General features: G+C 35.6%; 23 protein-coding genes and 3 pseudogenes. 13 read left to right on the top strand and 13 right to left on the bottom strand.

The window, feature by feature from the left end:
* Positions 1-142: 142 nt before the first annotated feature.
* The 4 genes from ABL518_RS02315 to ABL518_RS02300 form a co-directional block, all read right to left on the bottom strand.
* Positions 143-2,545, bottom strand: coding sequence for an ankyrin repeat domain-containing protein (locus ABL518_RS02315; protein WP_095742631.1), 2,403 nt, complete (start codon positions 2,543-2,545; stop codon positions 143-145).
* Positions 2,546-3,629: 1,084 nt separating this feature from the next.
* Complete coding sequence (locus ABL518_RS02310; RefSeq protein ID WP_010082599.1) at positions 3,630-4,208, bottom strand: RlmE family RNA methyltransferase; 579 nt, start codon at positions 4,206-4,208, stop codon at positions 3,630-3,632.
* 76 nt (positions 4,209-4,284) lie between these two features.
* The gene (locus tag ABL518_RS02305) at positions 4,285-4,860 is read right to left on the bottom strand and encodes a PopZ family protein (RefSeq protein ID WP_010082598.1); all 576 of its coding nucleotides are present in this window, start codon (positions 4,858-4,860) and stop codon (positions 4,285-4,287) included.
* A gap of 19 nt (positions 4,861-4,879) precedes the next feature.
* Complete coding sequence (locus ABL518_RS02300) at positions 4,880-6,103, bottom strand: TolC family protein (RefSeq protein WP_010082597.1); 1,224 nt, start codon at positions 6,101-6,103, stop codon at positions 4,880-4,882.
* 129 nt (positions 6,104-6,232) lie between these two features.
* Here ABL518_RS02300 and rplM point away from each other — a divergent pair, with 129 nt between their 5' ends.
* From rplM to ABL518_RS02285, 3 genes are all read left to right on the top strand, one after another.
* Positions 6,233-6,691 (top strand): 50S ribosomal protein L13, encoded by a 459-nt coding sequence (rplM, locus tag ABL518_RS02295; protein WP_010082596.1) that lies wholly within the window; start codon positions 6,233-6,235, stop codon positions 6,689-6,691.
* A gap of 10 nt (positions 6,692-6,701) precedes the next feature.
* A complete protein-coding gene (gene rpsI, locus ABL518_RS02290) occupies positions 6,702-7,157 on the top strand; it encodes a 30S ribosomal protein S9 (RefSeq protein ID WP_010082595.1) in 456 nt (151 codons plus the stop codon).
* Positions 7,158-7,303: 146 nt separating this feature from the next.
* Positions 7,304-7,615: an HU family DNA-binding protein gene (locus ABL518_RS02285; RefSeq protein WP_010082594.1), complete on the top strand. Its 312-nt coding sequence runs from the start codon at positions 7,304-7,306 to the stop codon at positions 7,613-7,615.
* Here ABL518_RS02285 and ABL518_RS02280 read toward each other — a convergent pair.
* Positions 7,608-8,315: a pyridoxine 5'-phosphate synthase gene (locus tag ABL518_RS02280; protein WP_006279877.1), complete on the bottom strand. Its 708-nt coding sequence runs from the start codon at positions 8,313-8,315 to the stop codon at positions 7,608-7,610. The genes ABL518_RS02285 and ABL518_RS02280 overlap by 8 nt on opposite strands.
* Positions 8,316-8,451: 136 nt before the next feature.
* On the opposite strand from ABL518_RS02280, the gene ABL518_RS02275 reads away from it, so the two are divergent.
* From ABL518_RS02275 to ABL518_RS02260, 4 genes are read left to right on the top strand one after another with little or no spacing between them, the layout of a single operon-like run.
* Positions 8,452-8,745 (top strand): transposase, encoded by a 294-nt coding sequence (locus ABL518_RS02275; RefSeq protein WP_010082069.1) that lies wholly within the window; start codon positions 8,452-8,454, stop codon positions 8,743-8,745.
* On the top strand, positions 8,730-9,164 hold the full coding sequence (locus ABL518_RS02270) for an IS3 family transposase (protein WP_099606206.1): 435 nt from the start codon (positions 8,730-8,732) through the stop codon (positions 9,162-9,164). The genes ABL518_RS02275 and ABL518_RS02270 overlap by 16 nt, the downstream gene beginning before the upstream one ends.
* A gap of 3 nt (positions 9,165-9,167) precedes the next feature.
* Positions 9,168-9,329, top strand: coding sequence for a DDE-type integrase/transposase/recombinase (locus ABL518_RS02265; protein ID WP_010082071.1), 162 nt, complete (start codon positions 9,168-9,170; stop codon positions 9,327-9,329).
* Entirely contained in the window at positions 9,322-9,486 is a 165-nt protein-coding gene (locus tag ABL518_RS02260; protein WP_010082072.1) for an IS3 family transposase, read from the top strand. The genes ABL518_RS02265 and ABL518_RS02260 overlap by 8 nt, the downstream gene beginning before the upstream one ends.
* 472 nt (positions 9,487-9,958) lie before the next feature.
* On the opposite strand, the gene ABL518_RS02255 is transcribed toward ABL518_RS02260, so the two are convergent.
* The 8 genes from ABL518_RS02255 to ABL518_RS02220 form a co-directional block, all read right to left on the bottom strand.
* On the bottom strand, positions 9,959-10,594 hold the full coding sequence (locus ABL518_RS02255; protein WP_010962341.1) for a membrane protein: 636 nt from the start codon (positions 10,592-10,594) through the stop codon (positions 9,959-9,961).
* Positions 10,595-10,722: 128 nt separating this feature from the next.
* On the bottom strand, positions 10,723-13,239 hold the full coding sequence (gene leuS, locus ABL518_RS02250; protein ID WP_010962340.1) for a leucine--tRNA ligase: 2,517 nt from the start codon (positions 13,237-13,239) through the stop codon (positions 10,723-10,725).
* A 12-nt stretch (positions 13,240-13,251) separates the two neighbouring features.
* On the bottom strand, positions 13,252-13,848 hold the full coding sequence (locus ABL518_RS02245; RefSeq protein WP_006279879.1) for a murein hydrolase activator EnvC family protein: 597 nt from the start codon (positions 13,846-13,848) through the stop codon (positions 13,252-13,254).
* Positions 13,849-13,893: 45 nt separating this feature from the next.
* Positions 13,894-14,220, bottom strand: coding sequence for a MerR family transcriptional regulator (locus tag ABL518_RS02240; protein ID WP_006279880.1), 327 nt, complete (start codon positions 14,218-14,220; stop codon positions 13,894-13,896).
* Positions 14,220-14,525, bottom strand: coding sequence for an integration host factor subunit alpha (locus tag ABL518_RS02235; protein WP_010082582.1), 306 nt, complete (start codon positions 14,523-14,525; stop codon positions 14,220-14,222). Before ABL518_RS02235 ends, ABL518_RS02240 begins: the two co-directional genes overlap by 1 nt.
* Before the next feature lie 60 nt (positions 14,526-14,585).
* The gene (locus tag ABL518_RS02230) at positions 14,586-15,773 is read right to left on the bottom strand and encodes an MFS transporter (RefSeq protein ID WP_138264764.1); all 1,188 of its coding nucleotides are present in this window, start codon (positions 15,771-15,773) and stop codon (positions 14,586-14,588) included.
* A gap of 694 nt (positions 15,774-16,467) precedes the next feature.
* Positions 16,468-17,970, bottom strand: coding sequence for a leucyl aminopeptidase (locus ABL518_RS02225; protein WP_010962337.1), 1,503 nt, complete (start codon positions 17,968-17,970; stop codon positions 16,468-16,470).
* Between the two features lie 96 nt (positions 17,971-18,066).
* Entirely contained in the window at positions 18,067-18,699 is a 633-nt protein-coding gene (locus ABL518_RS02220; protein ID WP_010082570.1) for a protocatechuate 3,4-dioxygenase, read from the bottom strand.
* Positions 18,700-19,165: 466 nt separating this feature from the next.
* Here ABL518_RS02220 and ABL518_RS02215 point away from each other — a divergent pair.
* From ABL518_RS02215 to ABL518_RS02190, 6 genes and pseudogenes are all read left to right on the top strand, one after another.
* Positions 19,166-19,736: pseudogene (locus ABL518_RS02215) on the top strand (DUF6444 domain-containing protein); the annotation flags it as partial.
* A gap of 54 nt (positions 19,737-19,790) precedes the next feature.
* A pseudogene (locus ABL518_RS02210) lies at positions 19,791-21,170 on the top strand (IS4 family transposase).
* Positions 21,171-21,177: 7 nt separating this feature from the next.
* A pseudogene (locus ABL518_RS02205) lies at positions 21,178-21,555 on the top strand (PD-(D/E)XK nuclease family transposase); the annotation flags it as partial.
* A 420-nt stretch (positions 21,556-21,975) separates the two neighbouring features.
* On the top strand, positions 21,976-22,752 hold the full coding sequence (locus ABL518_RS02200; RefSeq protein ID WP_213863355.1) for a reverse transcriptase N-terminal domain-containing protein: 777 nt from the start codon (positions 21,976-21,978) through the stop codon (positions 22,750-22,752).
* Positions 22,698-23,723, top strand: coding sequence for a group II intron maturase-specific domain-containing protein (locus ABL518_RS02195; RefSeq protein ID WP_197907114.1), 1,026 nt, complete (start codon positions 22,698-22,700; stop codon positions 23,721-23,723). Before ABL518_RS02200 ends, ABL518_RS02195 begins: the two co-directional genes overlap by 55 nt.
* The gene (locus ABL518_RS02190) at positions 23,720-24,130 is read left to right on the top strand and encodes an Rpn family recombination-promoting nuclease/putative transposase (protein ID WP_095742612.1); all 411 of its coding nucleotides are present in this window, start codon (positions 23,720-23,722) and stop codon (positions 24,128-24,130) included. The genes ABL518_RS02195 and ABL518_RS02190 overlap by 4 nt, the downstream gene beginning before the upstream one ends.
* Positions 24,131-24,139 lie beyond the last annotated feature (9 nt).

Raw genomic sequence — 24,139 nt, 5'->3', positions numbered from 1 at the left:
TAAACTCAACTATTATTATGACTATAATGACAATGAAAAACTACCGAAGTAAAAAATTCACACTACTGTGTAACTTACAAATACTTTTTACTACATTCCAGCGTCACGCGCTGGAATCTATAGCAAGTGTACAAATTAAATTTTACAAACACCGTTGTGCTGAATCTTGAATATTCACTTCTTTCAATTCAGTGGTAGGTTTTGGTTCAGCGATGGGTTTTGATATTGTGTATGTAATGCCACCAGCTATCAGTGCAGATACCACAGAAGCTGCAACTATTAATAGAGCAGACAATCCGGAAGCAATACTAAGAGCAGCACCTACTGCTAACATAGCTGCAAGGCTCGCATAGGCAACTTTTGGGGAAAATTGTCTTTTTCCTACTTTTTCTAGTGACACTTCATTTGTTTTAGTTTTGCCCAGTTCACCATCAAGTGGTGTGTTTTCATTCTCCAGACTTCTTATTTTTTGTGTTAGTGATTCATTCTCTTTATTGAATTCTTTCAACTTAGTCTCATGTCCAACTATGCAACTTTTTGATTCTGCTAGTTCCTTTTGCGCTTTTTCTAACAACACTTTTGTTTTAGAATGCTTATTTTCGTTTTCTTCTAATTCGCTATTAAGTGTTGTATTTTTACTTTCTAGATCTTGTATTTTTTGTTCTAGTGATTCATTCTCTTCATTGAGTTTCTCCAGTACTTCCAATTTAGTCTCATGTTCAGTGACACAATTTCTCAATTCTGTTAGTTCCTTTTGCGCTTTTTCTAATGGTACTTCGTTTTTTTTAGTTTTTGTTTTTTCTAATTCACCCTTAAGTGTTGTGTTTTCATTTTTTAGATTTTTTATTTCTTGTCTTAGTGATTCATTCTCTTCATTGAGTTTCTCCAGTGTGTCCAGCCTAGCTCCATGTCCAGTGATATAACTTTTCAATTCTGTTAGTTCCTTTTGCGCTTTTTCTAATGGTACTTCGTCTGTTTTAGTTTTTGTTTTTTCTAATTCACTATTAAGCGTTGTGTTTTTACTTTCTAGATCTTGTATTTTTTGTTTTAGCAATTCATTCTTTTTCTGCTCATCCTTTAGCTGAGTACGTAATTCTTTTAACTTAGCTTTACGTTTTTCAACCTTTTCTGCTTTTTCTGGAGTTTCCGTTGCGTTGTGTGTTTTGGAATGAGAAAAGGTACTAGGTACAACCTCAGATGGCTGATCACACATACTGTTTAGTCTATCTATTAGGTCTTCATCCTTTATCAATGAGCGATCTGCTCCATGCTTTATCAAAAGCTTTGCTAATTTTTTATTGTCATTTGCAAGAGCATAATATAAGGGAGTATGCTCAACTTTATCTTGTGCATTAACGTTTGCTCCACCTTCTACTAGATATTCTGCAATCTCTACACAACCATATGCAGCAGCATAATGTAAAGGGGTCAGTCCACCTTTATCCTGTACATCAACTTTTGCTCCACATTTTACCAAAAGTTCCACTGATTCTTTATTGTTATCTGCAATAGCCCAATGTAAATGGGTCACGCCATCTTTATCTTGTGCATTAATATCTTCTCCATTTTCTAATATAGATTGGCCTAAAGCTTCAGATTCATCTGCATCAAAATATATTCCACTATCGCCACTATTACTTTTATTTAAAAAGGTCTGTTCCCCATTATATGTAGTATACTGCTCTGGATGTTGACTGTGCAAGTCATTATGTTCTATGCGCTTCTGATTATTGGCAAGTCTTTGTTCTGCCTCTTGCAACTTTTGCGCCATAGCATCTCTTTCTCTTATAGCCTGTTCTTTTTCTAATGTATCATCTACTTTGTCTGTATTGTTTTCATTAACGATTGAGTTTGAAGAAGTCTGTTCATCCTCATCTTGTACATAGACTTTTTTGTTGTTTGGTGTAATTCTACTATTCTCTTCCTGATGTTTTGCACCCCATGCTTGTACTGCAGCAGTTACGTTATTTCCGTTCAAAGCTAAATTTCCTGGAGTTTTATTATTAGGCTGCAGTAAAGTGCCTTGTCTATAAGGTTGTCTTCTCGTAGCTCTTGTCTCAGCATAACGTTGTTCTCCTTCCTCTAACATTTTTATTATAGCCTTTTTACCTTCTACATCGCCGACAATATCCCTTGGAGTTCGGCCTTGACTATCTTTTAGTAAAGGATTTGCGTCATTATTCAATAAAAGCTGAACTATCTCTTGATGACCATGCAAAGCAGCAATGTGCAAAGCAGTTAGCTTAGACTTAGCTTCATCAAGTTCATATATTGGTTCATTAACTTTTGCTTCCTTTGCTAGTAGGAGTTTTACTATTGGTACACTGTTACATTCCACAGCAAGATGTACCAACATATAATTTACAATTTTGTCTGAATCTAATATACTGAACATCTTATCTATCTTCAAATTGTTATAAGTGCTATATACTATTGAGTCTGCATCTTTTAGCTTATTCCCTATTCTTTCAAGTAAATTATTCTCATTTAAACCTTCACTCTTGCTTACCTCATTTATTATTTCAAAAAACTTTTTCTTTTCCATTGCCGTAACCTTTCCTCTCAATTTATTTATTATTGCTGAACCATCTCACAAAAAAGTTAAGTTTGTCGAAATTCCATGTTTGATCTAAAAATTAGTCATAAACATTTTCTATGCAAGTAGCTGACACTGGTTCATTCTATAATGGTGTCACAGCAGTCCTACATCATGCCACCGCGAACCGTCATACCACGATTCATTCGCGGTATCTCATCCGCTAACTGTTCTCCCTCATCATACCGTCACGGTATCTCCAGATCCCGCTAACAAGTAGCGGGATGACGATTGTCAGGGTGTCATCCCAGCGCCCCTATGATGTCATCCGAGTAGCCGACACTGGTTCCTTTATGATGGCAGTGCCCCTATGGTGTCATTCCAGTGCTTGACACTGGAATCCAGCCTTTCCATAATCATCAAAACATTGTATTTTAACGTAAAACAGCTATTTTTATGCTCACCAACTTAATAAAATTCCTGGATCCCAGTGTCAAGCACTGGGATGACAAGATATAAACCTTATCGTCATGCCGTCGCGAACCGTCATACCGCCGCGGTATCTCCAGATCCCGCTGGGATGACGATTGTCGTTTAGCTATAAATATTTAAGAAATTTACCAAATGAAAAAAAAGGCAAAAGAAGCCCTGGGGTTATTATCTGCTTTAAAATATTGGCGTTTTTTATGTTTTAAACGCTTGACAAGCAAGATTTAGCTGCTTTTAATTGCAACTCACCTATGCTGCAAATGTTTAAGAAATTTACCAAGCAGAAAAAAAGACAAAGAATCCCCGAGTTAGCTAGTCTTTTACTATCTCTGTCAAGTATTGGCATTTTTTGATGTCTTGTAACGCTTTATAAGCGCGTTCAGCTTATTTAGATAAAAATCTAGATGTAGATGAAGTTTTGTAAAGACATACAGTATCTATATACTGCAAAAAATTAAACATAAGACGCCGATACATTAAGTAATCCTTACCTTTTAATCTGCAGATTGGCGAAAGCAAATACAATAGCTTCAGTTTCATGATAAGGGGGCTGGCGAGGTTTGTCAAGCAAGTTTTTTGTTTCTGCGGACTACCTAGATTAATATTATATAGAAGTTTTGCTGCCAATAAAGCCTAAACTTACCAAATACATTTCTGTAGATTCAGATCTACTTGACTTTGGTTTAAAGTATTTTACTGTTTTAAACATTTTTTTTAGCTCGTTACAAAAATCTTTGTCAGATTCTCCTTGGAAAATTTTTACTACAAACGTGCCACCATGACTCAAGAAATGCTTTGCAAAATTGAGCGCTGCTTCGCATAAAAGCATAATTCTGATATGATCCAACGATTTTAAACCACAAGATTCGGGCGCCATGTCAGATAAAATTACATCAAATTTTTGATCCTTGAATTTTTCTCTTAAAATTTCAAACTCATTGATAATATCACATTGTATAAACTCTACTCCATTAATTGCGTTCATTGGTTTTATGTCAAGAGCAACCACATTTGCACCTTTCTGAGATGCAACTTGTGACCATCCACCAGGAGAAGCACCAAGATCAATAATTTTTTGCCCTTCTTGGAATAATTTAAATTTGTTATCCATTTCTACCAGCTTATATGCTGAGCGTGACCTATAACCATCCTTGCTAGTTTTTTGCACATACTGATCATTCAAATGACGATGTAGCCACCTTGTTGAAGATAGTTTTCTGCCTCTAGCCGTCTTTACTCTAGTTTTTATTGCTAATACCCTACTTATTATTGATTATATCTTTAAGCTCTTTTTCAACTACTTCTTTTACCAGTGCATGTAGATATTTATTCAGCCATTCTGAGAGCTGAGGTTTTAAAAGAGATGTAACTAATTCTTCAACAGTAAGGTTCGCTTTTTTTTGTTGTTTATGCTGTAATTCGTTTTGCATTTTTCCAAGCAACGCTTTGATCTCTTCCATATTCTCTTTTAAAATTAGATGATCGTTATTTTGCGCTTGTAAGCCGCTATTACTCGCTTTGTTATTACTCATTTGGATATTATCGTACAAATAAATATCTTTTTTTTCTTCTGAATTGTAGCTATGGCCATTAAATTGGTTATTGTTGCAAGCCATTTCCTCACTTTGGTCATCATTATCAATGTCCTCTTTTTCATTATTTTCTTTTTTGCCATCTTCTTCTATTTCTTCTGGATACTCTTCCTCAAGGTATAGCACATCATCATTTTCATCCTTTATTTCTGCTTTATCGTTACTCGCGTTTTTACCCGATATAGCTTTTTTTATATCTTCTAGGATATCTTTTACAGATTGATTACCTTGTTCATCATGCATAGTGCTAATACCATTAAATTTAGAGGTTTATACTATTTATCATAAAAAGCAAGTTGTAAACACTAATCACATAATTGCTTTTTGCTTCAACTAAGTCTGAACGTGCTTTAAATAATGCATCTTCAGTGTCCAAAAGGTCAGATGTACTCTTTAAATTTAAGTTTACTTCTTGCTCAACTCCTTCCAATGCTAGAGCTGCTGCTTTTTCCGCTTCTTGACTTGCTTTGATAATGGCCTTTGCTGTCAACACATTATTCCAAGCATTTACAACTGCTTGTTCTATATTTTTTACCGTTTCATAATAATCGTAGGTAGATTTTTTTGCATCCATTTTAGCTTTACTGACACCAAAAGCATTAACTCCTCTCTTAAAGATTGGAACATCAAGAGTAAAAACTACATGAACATTTTCTAATAGTTTGTCTACCTTCATACCATCCTCCCCAAAATTTTTGCTTGCACTTAGATTTAAAGAAGGAAGCCACTTGGAGCTTTCAGCAATCACTTCCATTCCGGCTGCTCTTTTTTGATAAACTGCTGCTTTTAGAGATAAATTATTGGTTTTTGCTAACTGTAAACATTCATTTAGCTCTGGAACAGAAGGTAGTTTATCATTAGCTTCAGAAAGGTCATCAGCATCTTCGCCAATCAAATGATAATAAGCAATATTTACCAACTTTAATTTACCTTCAGCATCAACTCTTTCGGATATAGAAGACGAAAATTTTGCTTTTGCTAACAAAACTTCAGCATTGGTTACCTCTCCAAGGGAAAAGCGTTTTTTCATAGCTGACAAATGTTCCAAAGAAACGCGTTCTTTATGTTCTCTGAGCTTTAATATTTCTGTCTTTTGTAAAACATTAACATATGCTTTCACAGCATTAAGTGCAAGCTCTTGTTTTAATTGCTGAAATCGCATCTTTTCTGCTTTGAGAAGATGGCTTGATCGACTGAATGTGGCAAAGGTACCACCGCCATCGATTAATTTCTGGCGCAATGTAAGTTTTTTTTCAGATGTATCAAGATTAAAGTTACTATCGAAATTGTATTGCAAATTAATGTCAGGTAAAAATCCAGCTAACCCAGAAGATTTATAGTGTTTTTCTGCGCTTTTATATTGGTAAAATTGAGACTTTATTTTTGAGCTATTTTTGATGGCTTTGCTTATCACTTCTCCCACATCGGTTGCATAGCAACTTATAGTATTAAAAATGATCGCAAGTGTGATAATCAATCGAAACATTCTAATTCCTATGCATATTGGTTGCGCAGCTCAATTACTAACATAAATTACTTTAATAATCAATAACTAATATTGTTGACACTATTGAGAAATTAAGTATATCATAGCTTACTATTGTTGGATCAAATAATGAAGACTTTTTTCTTAAAGGAGAAACAAATCAATAAAAAGTGGTTTGTCATAGATGCAGAAGGATTAGTGGTAGGGAGGCTTGCAGCATTTGTAGCGACACTATTACGTGGAAAGCATAAACCTGAGTATACACCTCATATGGATTGTGGCGATAATGTAATTATTATCAACGCAGAAAAGGTGCATTTCACCGGAAAGAAGCTTAAAGATAAAATTTACTATAAGCATACAGGTTATTCTGGTGGTTTGAAGAAAACTACTCCAGATAATATTTTAAATGGCAAATTTCCTGAGCGTGTAATAGAAATGGCAGTGAAAAGGATGCTTGATGATGGGCCTATGGCACGTAGACGCTTTGAAAATTTGTATGTTTATTCTGGTTCAGAGCATAAGCATCAAGGACAGCAACCTGAAAAGATAGATTTTGCCTCTTTGAATCGTAAAAATAAAAAGTAATGGAGTAAAAATGAAGAGTTCTACAATAAATAACAATGATTGGTCAGAAAAGACAATTAAATCAGCAGTTGATTCGCTTGGTCGTTTATATGCTACAGGCCGAAGAAAAGAATCTGTAGCAAGAGTATGGATAAAGCCGGGGAGTGGAAAATTTAGTGTTAACAAAAAAGGCGATCTAATTTCTTATTTTAAAAGAGAGTCAGTGTGCCAAATAGTAAAAATGCCATTTGTTGCAACTTCCACATTGGATAAATACGATGTATTTGCAACTGTAAAAGGTGGAGGGCTATCTGGTCAAGCAGGTGCTCTAGCTCATGGAATAAGCAGAGCTTTAAGTAGTGTAAGCCAAGATTTGCATTCTATACTACGTAATAGTGAGTTCTTAACTAGAGATTCACGTGTTGTTGAACGTAAGAAATATGGTCAACATAAAGCTCGGAAAAAGTGTCAATTTTCTAAGAGATAGTTATTTTATAGGGGTGTTTTTTTGTAAGTATTATACAAATATTTGCAAAAATGTATGATATCCTCTATTTTTGTGATGAATTTAGTTGACTATCGGTGTCAACATAATATGCTATTTATGTGATTTTTTCAATATTAAGGTAATTTATGAGTAAAGAAGATATAATAAAACAATTAAAGGAAGATTGTTCTAGTCAGAATATAGATATAACAAAATCTGATTTGAGCAAGATTCATGATGCGTTTATTAAAATAATAAAGAATGAGCTGCATGGGAAAGGTGAAATACGTTTGCATGGAATAGGAACATTTTCTACTGCTATCAGTCAGGAAAAACAATGTCGTAACCCCCAAAGTGGTCAGATCATGACTGTTCCTAAAAAGACAAGGGTAAAATTTAAAGCAAGCCAAACTCTTTTAAGTATTTTAAATGAGAAGGAAAAAGCAGCAGTTAGTTAGACATTGTCATTTTCATTGTTTTTACTACGCTGTGTAAGCCGTAAAATACAGCTTCGCTAATTAAATAGTGGCCTATGTTAAGAGCTGAGATGTGAGGTATTCTTGTCATCTTCTTAGCGTGTTTATAAGTTATGCCATGTCCTGCGTGGCATTCTATTCCTAATTTATTGACGTACTCTGCAGCATTAGTAATTAACTGTAACTTTTTTTCTGATGGATTATCACAGTAATCCCCTGTGTGAATTTCTATTATGTCAGGTTTTGTCCCTAGCTTTTCAAGATATTTTAGTTGATCAATATTTGGATCGATAAACAGTGAGACTTTTATGCTAGAGCTATGCATTTCCTCTATTATACTAGAAAGTTTACTGTGCATATTCACGATATCCAGGCCACCTTCGGTTGTTAATTCTTCTCTTTTTTCTGGTACTATACTAATCGAATAGGGTTTTACCTTTTTTGCTATTTCAAGCATTTCTTCCGTGGCTGCAATTTCAAGATTTAGCTCAGTGCTAATGCTTTTTTTTAGGTTAAATACGTCTTCATCTCTAATATGCCTTCTATCTTCTCGTAAGTGTACAGTAATAAAGTCTGCTCCAGCGTCAATGGCTATTTCTGCTGCTTTCAATGGATCTGGATAAGAAGTTCCACGTGCGTTGCGGAGGGTTGCAACGTGATCGATATTAACACCTAGTTTCACAATCTACCTCAGAAATTATTTATAGATTATACATGTTATTAGGTTTTTTGCATAGTCATTGTTTGACCTTACCCAGAAAAAGTGGAGAGAAAGAAAAGAGTTTTTTTGGGTAAAATAAAATTTTGGAGGATTAGAAATGGTAAGAGAATATACGGCAGAATTCAAATTGGAAGCTGTTAAGCTGGCAAATGAACAAAGAAAGGCAGGTCAAACAATTACAAAAATAGCAAGAGATTTAGGAATAAAGGGTGGTTTATTAGGAAAATGGATAAAGAAACACAACGAAAAAAAGTCGGCGGCAAATGCATTTCCAGATGTAGCACCTTATGACAAAGAGAGGTTTGATTTACAAAGCAAGAGTAACAAGGGAAAGAGACATTTAAAAAAAAGCCCTGGCCAGTCAAAAAGAGTAAAATATTTTTTTATATAGTAACTGCTATAAAGTACAGGAATTATGTAGGATTTTCTGCTAGTGGCTACTATAAGTGGACCACAAGAAAAATAAGCAGTAGAGAATCAGCAAATAAAGAGCTACTCGCAGCTATTCAAAAAATATATCAAGTTTCTAAATGTAGATATGGAGCTCCTAAAATTCATGCTGAATTGAAGGCTTTGGGTAAAAGTTGCAATTTGAAAACGGTGCAAAGTATTATGCAGAAAAATGACATCAGGGCTATACTGAGAAGAAAGTTTAAAATTAAAAAACAACAAACAGATAATAGAGCTGTAGCTCCCAATATACTAGATCAAAACTTTATTGTTGATCAACCAAATAAAGTATGGGATTACTTACATCAAAACCAAGGAGGGATGGCTATATTTGGCAGCAATAATTCTCACGTATGGTAGTTAATGAGTAGTGCAATAAATAAACAATTGGTTATGAACTCTTTATTAATGGCCATTAATAGGCGTAAACCTGTTAAAAATCTACTGCTGCACAGTGACCAAGGTTCACAATATACTGCGCAAGGGTATCAATATCTCTTAGCTGTAAAGAATATAGATGAGTAATAAAGGCTGTTGTTACGACAATTCTGTTGCAGAAAGCTTCTTTAGCTCATTGAAAAGAGAAATACTTATTGATACTTCACAACACTCTGCTCAACAAACTAGAACTGCAATATTTGAATACATAGAAATTTTTTATAACAAACAACGTCACTATTAACTATTGCATTCCAGAACAATTTGATGCATCATTCTTTTTGTAAAAAACATTCCACACTTTCTCTCCACTTTTTCTGGGTAAGGTCATTTTTGCCCTGACCAAGAAAAAATTCAGCTATTGCCTTACTTTCTCTTGCAACAACTTCTTCCTTAACAATTTTTCCTTTCTCATCAACGATACTTATAAAAGTTTCTTTTAGTGAGATCGCTATAATATTCCATGAGACTGCTCCTACTAATAAAAGTTTAAATTATTTTTGAAGAACTTATTCTACTGAATTCGTTACTTCGTGCTAAAATAATGGACTCCATCATTCAACAGCAATTACAGTATGTTTACCCTTTTTCTTGTTATTTTTCTAATCTATAGCTAGCGTTCAAAACCATATTCGAAAATACGTTTTCGGATTTTTTTTAATGCTGTTTATTTCATCCTCAACATCGTCTCTACCTTTATGAACTAAGTAGCAGCATTAAAAATTATAACGTACCCCTATCTCTAGAGTTGCATCTGGTATTTGTTTTGCTTTTATACCACTTAGTTGCCCACCCATGGTCATACCAACTGCACCAATTATCTGCGGAGTAATTTCATAATCAACACCTAACTTTAGTTTATAGGAAATAGAACTCAGTATTTTATCTACTACAGATGAACCAGCAGCTTCACCACCTGATTCTGGAGCACCTTGTGTTTCTTCTTCCTTTTCTTTTTCTTCTTGTGAACTATTGCCATCACCATCAACTGTATCACTAACACCAAAGCCAAAAGGTGTTATTTGGAGATATCCTCCTAAACCTCCGCTGACATATAGTTTAACGGGATCAATATCAAGGTCAGGATAGAAGCGGTAGTTTGCCAATAAGCTAGCTCCTATGCTCTTTAATGACTTAATATTACTGAGAACCTCAAGTTCAAATTTAGAGTTTTGGTCATAATGGTAACCAAGAACAACACCAGGTTTCATTTTAAAGCCACCACCCCAACCAGCACCAAAGTTTAAACCTGCATAGTACTTATCTTCTGACTTACTTGCACTATTACTAGCTGCACCTGCTAGAGATGAAGTAAGCAACACAGCCAAAACGCACAATCTCTTTATTTTCATATAACTCCTCATACAAAAAAATATATAATGCATAAGTATATATCCTTTATATTAAAAAAGATATAACTGCATGTCAAAAAAAGTATAGCCATAAAATCAGATTATATAAAACGTACTACTCAGGTCTTTTATATAACTATATTTACTATCTTATTTGGTACAGCATATACAGTGCGAACTTTGCTTTGATCGATCTTACTGGACACAGAGTCTATCGCTATTTTCTTCAATTCTTCTTGAGGTAAGTTAATTGCCACCTTGATTGTTGTACGTAATTTTCCATTGATTTGCACTGCTATAGTTACCGTATCGTCAACTAATAATGATTCATCAGCTTTTGGCCAAGGTTGACCTCCTATTTCTTGCCATAGGCTTTCAGCTAGATGTGGTATGAATGGTTCGATTACTCTGATTAATATACATATACCTTCATCAATAAGAGATTTTCCAGTTTTTACGTCTATTTCAGCTATTAAATTCGTCATCTCACGAAATTTTGCCACTACACAGTTTAATCTGCAGTTTTCCAAGTCATCTGTAAGTCCGTGTAAGAGTTTATGAATTTTTTTTCTGTACTCTAGAAGTCCACCCGTAACATTTTCATTATCATAGTGTATATTTACAGGTCTTAGCTGCATGACCATACGCCACAATTTATTTACATAACGAGAACAACCTTCCACGCCATCATCGGACCATTCCATATCTTTCTCCGGAGGAGTGTCGGACAACACAAACAAGCGAGCAGTATCAGCACCATACTTTTCTATGATAAAGTTTGGGTCAACTGTATTCTTTTTCGATTTGCTCATTTTTTCAACTTTGCCCACTTGAACTTTTGCACCTCGCGCTATTAATTCTTTTGCTTCTGCGGGAAATAGCCACTTACCATTTTCGTCTTTATAAGTTGCATGGCAGACCATTCCTTGAGTGATTAAAGTAGAGAAAGGCTCTTTAATATCAAAATAGCCACATTTGGTTAAAGCACGGCAGAAAAATCTTGAATAAAGCAAATGCAGAATTGCATGTTCTATCCCACCTATATAATAATCAACAGGCATAAAACGATTACATGCATCTTTGTCTATTGATTTATCTTCACTACAGAATGCAGCAAAATACCAGGAAGATTCAAAAAAGGTGTCGAATGTATCAGTTTCACGCTCTGCTTGCTTTCCGCACTTTGGACAATCAACAAATTTCCAAGTTGGGTGCTTATCCAGCGGATTGCCACCACTTGTAAATTCTACATCTATTGGTAGAACTACAGGAAGGTCTTTTTCTGGCACTGGAACAGTTCCGCAATCTTTGCAATATATGATAGGTATAGGGCATCCCCAATAACGCTGCCTTGAAACTCCCCAATCGTGCAAACGATAGTTTATTGTTTTTTTGCCTATTTTTTTTTCTTCAAATTTTTTAACTATGGCTTCCTTTGCTTCACTAACCATTAATCCGTTTAAGAATTCGGAGTTAAACATTGTCCCGTCTCCAGTATACGCCTCCTTTGTCATCTGAGTAGCTTGACACTGGGATCCATTGTAAGAATTCTGGTCACGCGCTGGAATGACACCTAAGTGGGCTGAAGAAATAACGGGAATTATCGGCAAATTATATTTCTGTGCAAATTCAAAGTCACGCTGATCATGTGCAGGGCAACCAAAAATCGCGCCTTCCCCATATTCCATCAACACAAAATTCGCTATGTAAAGCGGCAATTCCTTATCAAGAAATGGATGTTTGACGTTTAATCCGGTGTAAACTCCTATTTTTTCATCGTTCTCTCTTTTTGATTTTATTTCCTGGATCCCAGTGTCAAGCACTGGGATGACAACAGAAGAACCATTCTTTAAATCCTGCACAATAGGATGCTCTGCTGCCACTGCACAAAAAGAAGCCCCAAACAAAGTATGAGGATAAGTTGTAAAAACTTTTAATTTCTTATTCAGGCCAACTACTTCAAACTCTATAGTTGCTCCTTCAGATTTTCCTATCCAACGCTCCTGCATTGTTTTGACTTTTTCTGGCCAATTTTTCAAACTTTGCAGGCACTTGAGTAAATCTTCAGCGAAATCAGTAATCTTTAAAAACCATTGGGACAACTTACGTTTTTCAACAACTGCACCTGATCGCCATCCTTTTCCATCAACCACCTGTTCATTTGCAAGCACTGTTTGGTCCACTGGATCCCAGTTAACCCATGACTCTTTTCGATAGGCAAGCCCATGCTTTAAAAAATCCAGGAAAAATTTTTGTTCGTGTTTATAATAGTCAGGTTCACATGTGGAGAGTTCACGCTCCCAATTATAAGAAAGACCTATAGATTTCAACTGTGTACGCATATTATCTATATTCTCTTTTGTCCATGTTTCGGGGCTAATATTGTTATCCCTTGCTGCATTCTCAGCTGGTAATCCAAACGCATCCCAGCCAATTGGATGCAAAACCTCAAATCCATTAGCTCTCTTGTAACGCGCTATCACATCCCCTATTGCATAGTTACGTAAGTGTCCCATATGAATTTTACCAGATGGATATGGAAACATTTCCAACACGTAACACTTTTCTTGTTTACCACTCTTGCTTACAGAAAAATCCCATTTATCTTGATAAAATTTTTCAACACTTTTAAAATCATATTTCATATAAATCCAAATTCAATTACAGTTCATATGCATCAAAGGATCAACCGCTTGGCCATTATGTCGTATTGTGAAACACATCTGTGGATCTTTATCTTGTGTGCTTGATTTACCTGCAGATCCAATTACTTGACCTTGCTTTACTTTATCGCCAATTTCAACATGTATGTTTTTTAAATAGGAGTACACAGTCATGTAATTATCTTTGTGTTCCACTATAATTAAATTCCCATACCATCTCAGCCCTTTGCCTACATATATCACTTTGCCTGGTGCAGAGGAAACTACGTTCGTTCCATTTTGAGCAGCAATTTTTATGCCATCCTTACACATTTCATCAGAAGAGGTAGCTGAACCTTTAACTGGCATTACAAATTTACAATTTACCCCCACATTTTGTGTATTATTGTTATCTTTGTATATCCTATTTATGATGGCTTTTCTACTTTCTTTTTGCACTGAAGGCTCCCTAATTAAATGGTACTCTCTTGTATATTCCAGATCTCTTTTTCCGTAAAATTCTTCGCCTTTAAGCAGCACAGGTGCAGGTTTTTGCAGGCCACAGCCTATTAATATTGCTAATAACATAAGAAATGAGGCTATATGCCACATTTTAAACTCTCACAAAACTCCAAAATTTTAGCGAGACGTAGTGTTTCACGCCTGCTTGTTACTCTCCTCGTTATTTATTTTACTAGTTAAATAGTCCCTCAAATCGGTGAGTTCTTGCAACAAATTCTTTGTGACTTTTATATCATTACCAAATTCTTTTTGCACTCCTTTTATTGTATATCCTTTATCATATAGCATGTATTTTACTTTCTTTATGGCCTCTATACACTTGCGATCATATAGCCTTCTTCCTTTACGCTTTGTAGGCTTAATTTGATGAAATTGACCTTCCCAAAATCTCAAAACATGCTGTTCCAAATGTAGCTCTTCAGCTACTTCCCCAATCGTATAAAATAATTTTTCCTTGTTCATTAATTATTGATTGATTTTTTTATAATTTTTGAAGGCCTAAAAGAAACTGAATTTCTTGCCTGAATCATCACTTTCTCCGATGTATTTGGTATATTTCCTGGTCTTTCCTTCTTTTTCTTAACCAAGAATGTTCCAAATGACGATATTTTTACTATTCCATCCTTTACCAAGCTTGTCTTTATTTCGTCCAATATATCATCTATTATCGAAACATAGTCTTCCTTTGATAATCCTATTTCTTGGTTTATATCTCCAGCTATCGTTGCCTTAGTTACTGTTGTGTCTTTTGTTGTAACGTGATCCATTATTGATAAATATTACAATACGTAAATATAATATAGCAATCGACTCGAGATTCAGCTACTTTATTTTTTAGAGTATGTCTCTTTTGTTGCATAATTTAAAATACCGGCAACTATCAATATCGCAAATATTGCAAAAAGTTCCATTTTATGATCTGTAAAAAGTGCTAACATTGACACTATAACTCCACTGCCAATAAACATAAATCCATTGATAATGGATGATGATGTGCTGATGTATTTTCGTTTCACAATCTCGCTGCCGACAGTAAAATTAAGCATATGTCCTCCCGCAAAAAACCCGAACATTAACATACAAAAGTACACAACGTGGACTGTTAAATGGCTGTATAGTAAAATAATAATTGAGACGCCTTGCAATAAAGCAAAAGCAGAAATTACATGTTTCCTATTTTTAAATAAGTTTGAGATTCGATCTGCAATTGGAGCACCAACTGCAAGACCAAGCCATAGTATTGCAGTTGCTATACCTGACTCCATTGCATTGAGTTCTGAGTTGCCCAGTAACCTTGGAGCCCACAAGGTATTAAGTGCTAAAAATGTTCCAAAAGTAATAGCACCCACCACTGAAGTTATCCAGATATCTCTTAATTTTAGCACTGTTAATATAGAGCACATTACTGTCTTCATAGAGCTTTTTATTGTGCGCTTTTCTGAGCTGCTTTCTGGAAGTGTGTTTGGACAAAAAAGCGTAAGTACAAATATCAACACACCAAATAGTATTATGCATACAATCAGATTTTTCCAATATGCATCTTCGGCAAGCAAGTTAGAGAACAGTATTTGAATTACCAAAGCAGAAAGGCTTGAAATTGTCTGCACTAGTGAAAACATTAGTCCAAATTGGGCAGCGGAAAAACATATGCTACTTGTGTGAGCAGCACCAATAAAACCAAATGATGCTCCAGTTGCAATCAACACTTGAGACAAAATCAAATGGGAGAAATTGTCACTATTAATAAGGACAAAAAACCCCAAGATCATAGTTGATAACGAGAAAAAATAAATTTTTTTACTGGAAAAAACATTAAACGTTGCTCCACTAAAAAATTGTAAGATGGCGAAAGTCCAAGTATATGCTGAATTAGCCAGTGCAACTTGCGCGATTGTAAGTCCAAGTTCCTTTTCGAGATTTACACTTATAAAGGTATAAATTATCTGCATGTTGCTGAATATAACAACCAAGTTACTAATCAGCCAAATGAACCAAGCCTTAGCTCTGCTTTCCATAAGATTTATTTTTATAAGTAATCTATTAGAAATTTAACACTAAGTCTCTTTTTAAGCTATTGTTTCCTGACTACTGTTATAGCTAACCCAAAAAACGGTTTCCCTACGTCATGCCGCCGCGGTATCTCTTAGCCGCTAACAAGCAGCGGGATGACGATTGTCAGGGTGTCATCCCAGCGCCCCTATGATGTCATCCGAGTAGCCAACACTGGTTTCCATCCAAAACGGTGTCATTCCAGTGCTTGACACTGGAATCCAGACTTTAATTGTTATACTTGTAAATAATCTGGTGAAAATAAACGTTCATCTCAAAATGCAGTATTTTTGTTGAAATAGCTCAACTGGATCCCAGTGTCTGGGCACTGGGATGACACCATAGGAGGCTACTTGGATGACAAAAAAAGGAGCACTGGGATGACAGCAGTCCTACGTCATACCGCCGCGGTATCTCTAGATCCCGCTAACAAGCAGCGGGATGACGAGCTTATCGTCACGCCGCCACGAACCGTCATACCGCGATTCATTCGCGGTATCTCAGCCGCTAACAAGTAGCGGGATGACGGTTGTCAGGGTGTCATGAAAGTAGCTGACACTGGAATCCAGAAAAAAAGAAATATGTATCAGCTACTTTCATTTGCTGCGCCTCGAAAATAAACGTTCATGTAGCTAAGCCATAAATCCAGTATAAAGACCTTTAATCATTGGCTTCGTAGTACTTCTCAACCAACTTATTAAGTAACCTTACACCAAAACCTACTGCTCCTCTTGGACAAATGTCAGTACCTTTCTCGTGCCAAGCAGTGCCTGCGATATCTAAATGTGCCCAGCAAGTTTCATTCACAAAACGCTGTAAAAACTGTGCAGCCATTATGCTATCTCCACCAGAGCCTGCAGGAGCGATGTTTTGAACATCAGCAATCGGTGAATCAATAATTTTGTCATAAGTTTCATTCATAGGAAAACGCCATAACTTCTCATTTACTTCATTTCCTGCATCAATCAGACGGTTTGCTAATTCATCATTATTTGAAAAAAGACCAGCATATTCGTTATTTCCAAGTGCAACCACTATAGCACCAGTTAAAGTTGCAAGATCAATCATAAATTTTGGTGAGAATCTATCTTGCGTATACCATAAAGCATCTGCAAGTATGAGCCTTCCTTCTGCATCGGTGTTCAACACTTCTATTGTTTGTCCAGACATTGAAGTTACTACATCACTTGGTCTTTGAGCATTACCACCCACTGCATTTTCTGCAAGTGCGACCACACCGATCGCATTTACTTTTGCTTTTCGTCCTGCTAAAGCATGCATCACCCCAACCACAGTAGCAGAGCCTGCCATGTCATATTTCATTGACTCCATACCACGTGAAGGTTTGAGTGATACTCCACCAGTGTCAAACGTTATACCTTTACCAACAAAAGCTATAGGCTTTTGTTCTTTAGAAGCTCCATTCCATTTTATCACTACTAATTTTGGTTCTTTACTACTTCCTTGTGCAACTCCAAGCAAGGCTCCCATTTTTTTCTCTTCCATCTGCTTTTTATCAAGCACCTCGATTTCAAGGCCAAGCTTAGTAAGTTCTTTTTTTATATGATCAGCATAGGATTCTGGATATAGAATGTTAGGAGGCTCTGTTATAAAAGAGCGCGCAAGGAATATACTCTCACCTTCTTGCCTTAAGTGCTCAAATGATCTTTCAGCATTACTTAATTGTTCATCTTTTACTAATACGGTAATCTCCTCTACCTCTGTAATTTTCTCATCCTTTTTAGTTTTATACTTATCAAACTTAAAACTACGCAGAAACGCACCATATGCAACATTTGCTGCACTACCTTCGATTAAAACCGCTGCTTTTTTAATTTTTAATCTGCTTAGCTCACAATATATTTTACCACCAATATTTAATTCTTTATTTTCATTCCATTCATCCTTCTTACCCAGTCCAACAACTATAACATTTTTTTCTTCTGGCAAAGCAGTAGAGAAAAATTCACCAAAACTTCCATTGAAATCGCTAAATTGCTTTATATTATCTATGACCTGTTTTCCTTGCAAAACTCCGCCATCATTTACGGTTTCGTTGTCTTCAAATAAACCCATTACTATTGTTTTAAAATCGGGCGAAATTTTAGAAATTGTTATTTTCATTGCTGGTATCTCCGTTGCAAATAATTGTAAACTGTACATAAAACATAGCAAAAACATCAGTAAGATATTTTTCATATACATCCTAAGTACAATAACACTTAAGTTTACTATGGACTCCCTTACATGCAAGGTTTTTTATCTTTTATTAGAGAACTTATTATATCCGCCCAAGGTAATGTTAAACGTATAGGTTTTTATGACCTGATCACTGTAAGTAAATGGTGTTATGAGAAGGCTTGCAAGCCCATTACTAACAGAATCTTCAAGAACAGGATCAGCGCAATTATGGTCAGCAAAAAACATTTGCGTTGTGAATTCTGGAAAATCCGGATGTTGAACTAGAAAGTTGATATGTGGAGCTCTATCACCAATTTTACCAGGTGCTATCGTAATAAAATTATAATAGCCAAGATTATTCACTACAAACCTTCCTGATCCAGCAAAATTCAGATCATCCTCTATATTCTTATCGTAATGGTTCACGCCGCGTGAATTCGCGTGCCATATAGAAACTACAGCATTTTGTATTGGTAAGCAGTTTATATCAGTAATTCTACCCACTATGTGTATTAATTCCCCTATTGCACTATTTGGAGAACCAGGTTTCCTTCTTAAATTGTTTGAAGAGCTAAAATTTTTTGGCCTTGCATCAAGGTCATATATTTCCGGAGTTTTAATGCAGTTGAGCAAAACAGGATCAGCTGCAAATAGCGGCAAACTGAATATCATTTGTACTAAAAGTGCTAACAAGATATTTTTCACATTCATTTCATTTATAATAGACTTCTTGCATAACCATATAACAAACTTTTATTGGAAATAGAAACGAAAAAACTTGCTTGACACCCTTCGCCAGCCCCCTTATCATGAAACTGAAGGTATTCAGTTATCTTCATCTGTGCAGATTAAACAGCAAGAAAACAACGTAGTTGGCGTCTTATTTTTAATTTTTTGCACTATGTGCACCTTATGTCTTCACAATATTTCTAGGTTTTTACCTACACAAGCTGAAACGCGTTATTTAAAACATTAAAAAACGCCAACTTAAAAAATGGATAGTGAATAACTAGCTACCCTAGGGTTTCTTTTGCCTTTTTTTCTGTTTAGTAAATTGTATCCGTTCAGCGGAGTGGTAGAATAAGGTAGACAAAGCAAGATAATAAAGATAATCATAGAGCAAAAGTGAGGTAATGTGGTAAACCTTTGAGAACTTTGCAAAAATTTACAGCAAAAAATAGAAAAACTGAAAGCAGAGATAGAAAACTTAAAAGCAGAAAATAAAGCTTTAAAGATAGAGAACGCTGAATTAAAGGAAAGGCTTGGTTTAAATTCAAAAAACTCATCCCTGCCCAGCTCAAAAGAGCTATACAAAATAAAAAAGGACAAGCCAAAAAGCGAAAGGAATGTTGGCGATCAGGTTGGGCATAAAGGAAATTTTCATGCCACAATGGAAGCGGATAAAGTAGTAAAAATAGAGTTGCCTAATATTTGCGAATGCGGAGGAGAGCTTGTAATATGCGAAAAACCTTATGTTCACCAAAAAGTTGATCTTCCGGAAATTAGGCCTTATGTAGTAATTGGAACATGGTCGTTGTTGGAGATGCAGAAAAAGAAAAAGTAGCAAGTTACCAGAAGGTGTTACGCCAGATACATTTGGTCCAAGGGTTAAGTCTATAATTGCAGCACTCAGCGAATTTTACAAAAACTCAAAGCGTGAAGTGGCTAGTATCATAAATGACATTTTTAATTTGAACATAAGTGTTGGCAGCATATCAAATCTTACTATTACCCACAAATATAAATGTACTTATAAATAAAGTATTACAATATTAAAGTTTGCAAATATTGAGGGTATAAAAATGGCAAACGAGAGTAATGAATGGGCTAAAAATGAATTTGGAGATGCTGTACTTGGAGATAAAAGATTAACTGACCGATTAGTAAAGATTGCTGATAGTTTGATAAGTTTACCTGAAAGCTCAATTAATGAGGCATGCGGAAGTTGGTCAGAAGCAAAAGCAGCATAACGTTTTTTTCAAAATGAGAACGTAAAAGAAGTCGATATTCTAGCTTCACACATTGATAAAACAGTTGAAAGAACAAAAGCTCATAAAAGAATTCTTGTGATTCAAGATACAACTTATATTTCATACTCAAGCCATAAGCGGATTGGGAACTATTGCTGGAAAAGGAGCAGTAATGCATACAGCCCTTGCTGTTAGTACGGAAGCTGGGAATACTGGATCAAAAGATTTACTCGAGGCAACTCATTTCTGAAGAAGAAAAAAGACTAAAGAGCCATCGTAACAACGTTCATATTGAGGATAAAGAAAGTATGAAATGGCTAGAAAGTTTAAAGAAAACAAATAATATTATAGATCTGGCCCAAACCGAAGCTATAACTGTATGTGACAGAGAAGCAGATATGCATGATTTTTTTGAACTTGCACATAATCTTAACTCAGCAATTTTAGTAAGAGCTCGCCACAACAGAAATGTAAATAAAAAATTCATGCATACCAGGAACAAGCAAAAATTATGGTCATTTATCCAAGGCCTCCCTTGCGCTGGAAAAGTAGAAGTTGAAATCCCTGCTAGAGATAACAAGCAAAAAAGGACAGCGTTTTTAGAAATTAGATTCGGAAAATTTATCACATGAAGGCCATATAAAATGTAAAGAAGGTCACATAAAATATAAACCGACAGAGTCTACAACTTCACGCAATTCATGTTGTTGAAAAAAACTCTCCTCCCGAAGCAAGTCCTCTAGAGTGGATACTTTTTTCCGGTCAGTACTTTTGAAGAAGCTGTTGAAAAAGTTAGTTGGTATTGTTTGAGATGGAAAATAGAGATATTGCATAAGATTTTAAAATCTGGTCTCAAAGTTGAGGAATGTAGACTTGGAACAGCAGAAAGATTAATGAGGTATTTAACAGTCATGAGCATTATTGCTTGGAGAATTTTCTTTATTACATCAATTGCAAGAACTAACCCAACATTACTATGTACTGCCTTATTAGCTGAGGAAGAATGGAAAGTTTTATATGTTAAAATACACAGGAAACCATGTCCAAATATAGCCCCTACTATAAAAGAAGCCGTTTCGTGAACTTGGAGGTCATTTAGCAAGAAAAAGCGACCCAAAACCAGGACCAATTACTCTTTGGAAAGGGTGGAGACGTCTCTTTGATCTAGCAGAAGGATGGAGACTTGCTCATGAACCTCATATTTGTGGGTAATAGTAAGGTTTCTAAGGGAGGGAGTAGTAGTAATACTGCTTCCTTACCTGACCAGTTTGCTCGTGATAAAGGTTTTGAGAAACGAGCTCAACTATATGCTGCTAAGGCTTACTCAAGGCAAGCTGATAAATCTGGTAAGTACATTGATTTAAAGAAGGTTTTCTTTATTGCTATCTCTAATTGTAATTTATTTCCTGATAAGCTTGATTATATATCCAGCCACACTATAAGAGATGAGAAAACCTATGAGCATGACTTAAAAGATTTTCAATTTGTATTTATTGAACTACCTAAATTTCCTAAGAATAAGGAAGAACAGCTAGAAAGCATAGTGGATCGTTGGTTATTTTTCTTCAGTGCGACCCGGAAAGCCGTGGTTTTGTGATGGTTAAATTCCATCTTCCCTAGACATCGGGGATAATGTATGTCTCACATTTCAAAGGATGGCAACCTTTGGGATGCAAGCATGAGATAAAAGCAGGTAACACTAAACCTCATGGTGAATCCCTGCAAACAGAGTTAGATATGATTACGAGAGGAACCTATGTTTGAATTGTCGTCAAAGCATAGTATGCGAAAAGAGGTTGAACTACGCATAGACCAAAATGGTACGAAGCAAAAGGGGAACTAAAGATTGAAGACTTTAGTTATTGATGTTCCCAGCTTCCGGCAAATAGTAGGAATCTAAGTTTAACGTGAAACGAAGCTATGGAACGGAGTAACCACATAAAAGCTCTTATATTCATTAAATATAAGTAGGTAGCCAACCACAAGCCGCTATGTGGAAGGATTGTTTAAGAAGCTAATGCCCAAAGTAATATCTGGGATATGCAGACGTAAACACTTTAATTTGGAAGGTAAAGTGGTGAATAGTAGTGAATATGTTATGGACCAGCAAAAAGCTAGGTATGAATGGAATGGAATTCCTTGGCGAAAGCTGAAGAAATCTTCATTTAAGCTACAAAAACGAATTTACCAAGCCTCTAAATGTAATGATATCAAAAAGATGCACAACCTTCAGAGATTATTACTCAAATCAACAAGTGCAAGAACGATCGCAGTTAGAAGGGTAACTCAGGACAACAGAGGGAAAAAAACTGCAGGTATTGATGGAAAAGCTAACCTTAGTCAAAAAGAAAGATTGCAATTGGCAAACTCCTTAGATATAAGAGAGAAAGCAAAGCCATCAAGACGTGTCTGGATCCCAAAACCTGGTAAGCCATCGGAATATCGCCCGCTTGGTATACCAACTATATCGTGTCGAGCAAAACAAACACTTGTAAAAATGGTGTTGGAACCAGAATGGGAGGCAAAACTTGAGCCAAACACTTATGGTTTTAGACCTGGTAGATCATGTCATGATGCAATTGAAGCCATATTTAATGTGCTAAAACAGAAAACAGCATATGTATTAGATGCTGATATTTCTGGATGCTTTGACAATATTAACCATAATAAACTGCTTGAAAACCACACCAGCGTTAAAGAAAATCATAAGAGGATGGTTAGAAGCGGGTGTTATGGAAGATGGAAAGCTTCAATCCACAAAACGTGGTACAATTCAAGGAGGCACCGTTGCTAGCTTGTGTTGCATTACACGGATTAGAGCAACATGTCAAAAAAGCATTAACAAACGAACTCTTTCAATGCATGAAAAGAAAATATGGTAGGATATCGCATAAAAACGCGCAAAAGTCTATTAGTGTAATTTTCTACTGTGATGATTTTGTCATCATACATGAAAACGAAGAGATTATTCTTAAAGCAAAAATTTTAGTTGAAGAATGGTTAGAAACCATTGGACTAAAATTAAAGCCCTCTAAAACAAGAATTTCTCATACATTAAGAACCATTGACGAAACAAAACCAGGATTTGATTTTCTTGGATTTTCAATAAGACAATATCCAACAAAAGAAAGTAAAAAAGGTTACACATTATTAATAAAACCAAGTCGTAATTCTATAAAGCAGCATACATTTGCTATTAAACATAAACTTAGAGAAATGCGTGGGGCGCCACAGGAAGTAATAATAAGGAATCTCAATCCAATAAACAGAGGATGGAGTCAATATTACTCTTCGGTAGTTTCATGTAAAATCTTTAGCTCATTGGATAATACTATACATAGAAAGCTCTGGAAGTGGGCAGTCTTTAGGCACCCAAACAAAGGGAAATGCTGGATAAAAAGAAAATACTTTAAAAAGTATAATAACGATAACTGGCGTTTTATGACAAGTAACAAGATACATCTTATTATACACAGCGATCATGTTATTAAACGACATATCAAAGTGCAAAAAACCAGATCTCCATATGATGGTGATTGGGTATATTGGGGTAATCGTCTTAGAGAAATACCAGATAAGCCATCGAGAGTAATAAAACTATTGAAGTTACAACAAAGTAAATGCGGTAATTGTAGACTATGGTTTGAAAGTGATGATATAATAGAAATACATCATAAAGACCGGAATAGACGAAACAATATGATCAAAAATTTATCTTTGTTACATGGGCATTGTCACGATGAATTACACAGGAGGTGTGCATGACAAGCACCAAATTAGAGAGAAGCCGTATGAGGCGCAAAGTCTCACGTACGGTTTTGAAGTCGAGTGAGGAGGGGCGACCTTCTTCACTTAGACAACAGTATGCAGATGAAACTACAGATGAAGACCTAAGGAATATAGCAGAAAAATCACCAATAATAAAGTTAGCCTACGATGAATTAGACAGGTTTAGCTGGAATGAAAAAGATTTAGTAGCATATGAAGAAAGAATAATGGATCTGCGGAAAGAAGAAGCCATTCTTGAATACAAACTTGAGGAAGGTATAGAGAAAGGAAAAATCGAAGTTGCAAAAAATTTACTTAAAGCTGGTGTATCTGTTAATTTAATAGCTGAATCCACTGGCCTTTCTCAAGCTGAAATTGTACAGCTTAAGCAAGAAGTGGCCTAAGTATCACGT

It is taken from the genome of Wolbachia endosymbiont of Drosophila willistoni (assembly GCF_040084705.1).
Lineage (GTDB): Bacteria > Pseudomonadota > Alphaproteobacteria > Rickettsiales > Anaplasmataceae > Wolbachia > Wolbachia pipientis.
Note: the sequence above shows the minus strand (reverse complement) of the source record. Positions and strands in the feature narration are given on the sequence as shown.

What these genes read in the sequence shown, in the direction of transcription:
- ABL518_RS02315 (WP_095742631.1), bottom strand. Translation starts at nt 2,545, where the DNA reads ATGGAAAAGAAAAAGTTTTTTGAAATAATAAATGAGGTAAGCAAGAGT.
- ABL518_RS02305 (WP_010082598.1), bottom strand. Translation starts at nt 4,860, where the DNA reads ATGCATGATGAACAAGGTAATCAATCTGTAAAAGATATCCTAGAAGAT.
- ABL518_RS02300 (WP_010082597.1), bottom strand. Translation starts at nt 6,103, where the DNA reads ATGTTTCGATTGATTATCACACTTGCGATCATTTTTAATACTATAAGT.
- rplM (WP_010082596.1), top strand. Translation starts at nt 6,233, where the DNA reads ATGAAGACTTTTTTCTTAAAGGAGAAACAAATCAATAAAAAGTGGTTT.
- rpsI (WP_010082595.1), top strand. Translation starts at nt 6,702, where the DNA reads ATGAAGAGTTCTACAATAAATAACAATGATTGGTCAGAAAAGACAATT.
- ABL518_RS02285 (WP_010082594.1), top strand. Translation starts at nt 7,304, where the DNA reads ATGAGTAAAGAAGATATAATAAAACAATTAAAGGAAGATTGTTCTAGT.
- ABL518_RS02275 (WP_010082069.1), top strand. Translation starts at nt 8,452, where the DNA reads ATGGTAAGAGAATATACGGCAGAATTCAAATTGGAAGCTGTTAAGCTG.
- ABL518_RS02265 (WP_010082071.1), top strand. Translation starts at nt 9,168, where the DNA reads ATGAGTAGTGCAATAAATAAACAATTGGTTATGAACTCTTTATTAATG.
- ABL518_RS02260 (WP_010082072.1), top strand. Translation starts at nt 9,322, where the DNA reads ATGAGTAATAAAGGCTGTTGTTACGACAATTCTGTTGCAGAAAGCTTC.
- ABL518_RS02255 (WP_010962341.1), bottom strand. Translation starts at nt 10,594, where the DNA reads ATGAAAATAAAGAGATTGTGCGTTTTGGCTGTGTTGCTTACTTCATCT.
- leuS (WP_010962340.1), bottom strand. Translation starts at nt 13,239, where the DNA reads ATGAAATATGATTTTAAAAGTGTTGAAAAATTTTATCAAGATAAATGG.
- ABL518_RS02245 (WP_006279879.1), bottom strand. Translation starts at nt 13,848, where the DNA reads ATGTGGCATATAGCCTCATTTCTTATGTTATTAGCAATATTAATAGGC.
- ABL518_RS02240 (WP_006279880.1), bottom strand. Translation starts at nt 14,220, where the DNA reads ATGAACAAGGAAAAATTATTTTATACGATTGGGGAAGTAGCTGAAGAG.
- ABL518_RS02235 (WP_010082582.1), bottom strand. Translation starts at nt 14,525, where the DNA reads ATGGATCACGTTACAACAAAAGACACAACAGTAACTAAGGCAACGATA.
- ABL518_RS02230 (WP_138264764.1), bottom strand. Translation starts at nt 15,773, where the DNA reads ATGGAAAGCAGAGCTAAGGCTTGGTTCATTTGGCTGATTAGTAACTTG.
- ABL518_RS02225 (WP_010962337.1), bottom strand. Translation starts at nt 17,970, where the DNA reads ATGTACAGTTTACAATTATTTGCAACGGAGATACCAGCAATGAAAATA.
- ABL518_RS02220 (WP_010082570.1), bottom strand. Translation starts at nt 18,699, where the DNA reads ATGAATGTGAAAAATATCTTGTTAGCACTTTTAGTACAAATGATATTC.
- ABL518_RS02200 (WP_213863355.1), top strand. Translation starts at nt 21,976, where the DNA reads ATGCCCAAAGTAATATCTGGGATATGCAGACGTAAACACTTTAATTTG.
- ABL518_RS02195 (WP_197907114.1), top strand. Translation starts at nt 22,698, where the DNA reads ATGGAAAGCTTCAATCCACAAAACGTGGTACAATTCAAGGAGGCACCG.
- ABL518_RS02190 (WP_095742612.1), top strand. Translation starts at nt 23,720, where the DNA reads ATGACAAGCACCAAATTAGAGAGAAGCCGTATGAGGCGCAAAGTCTCA.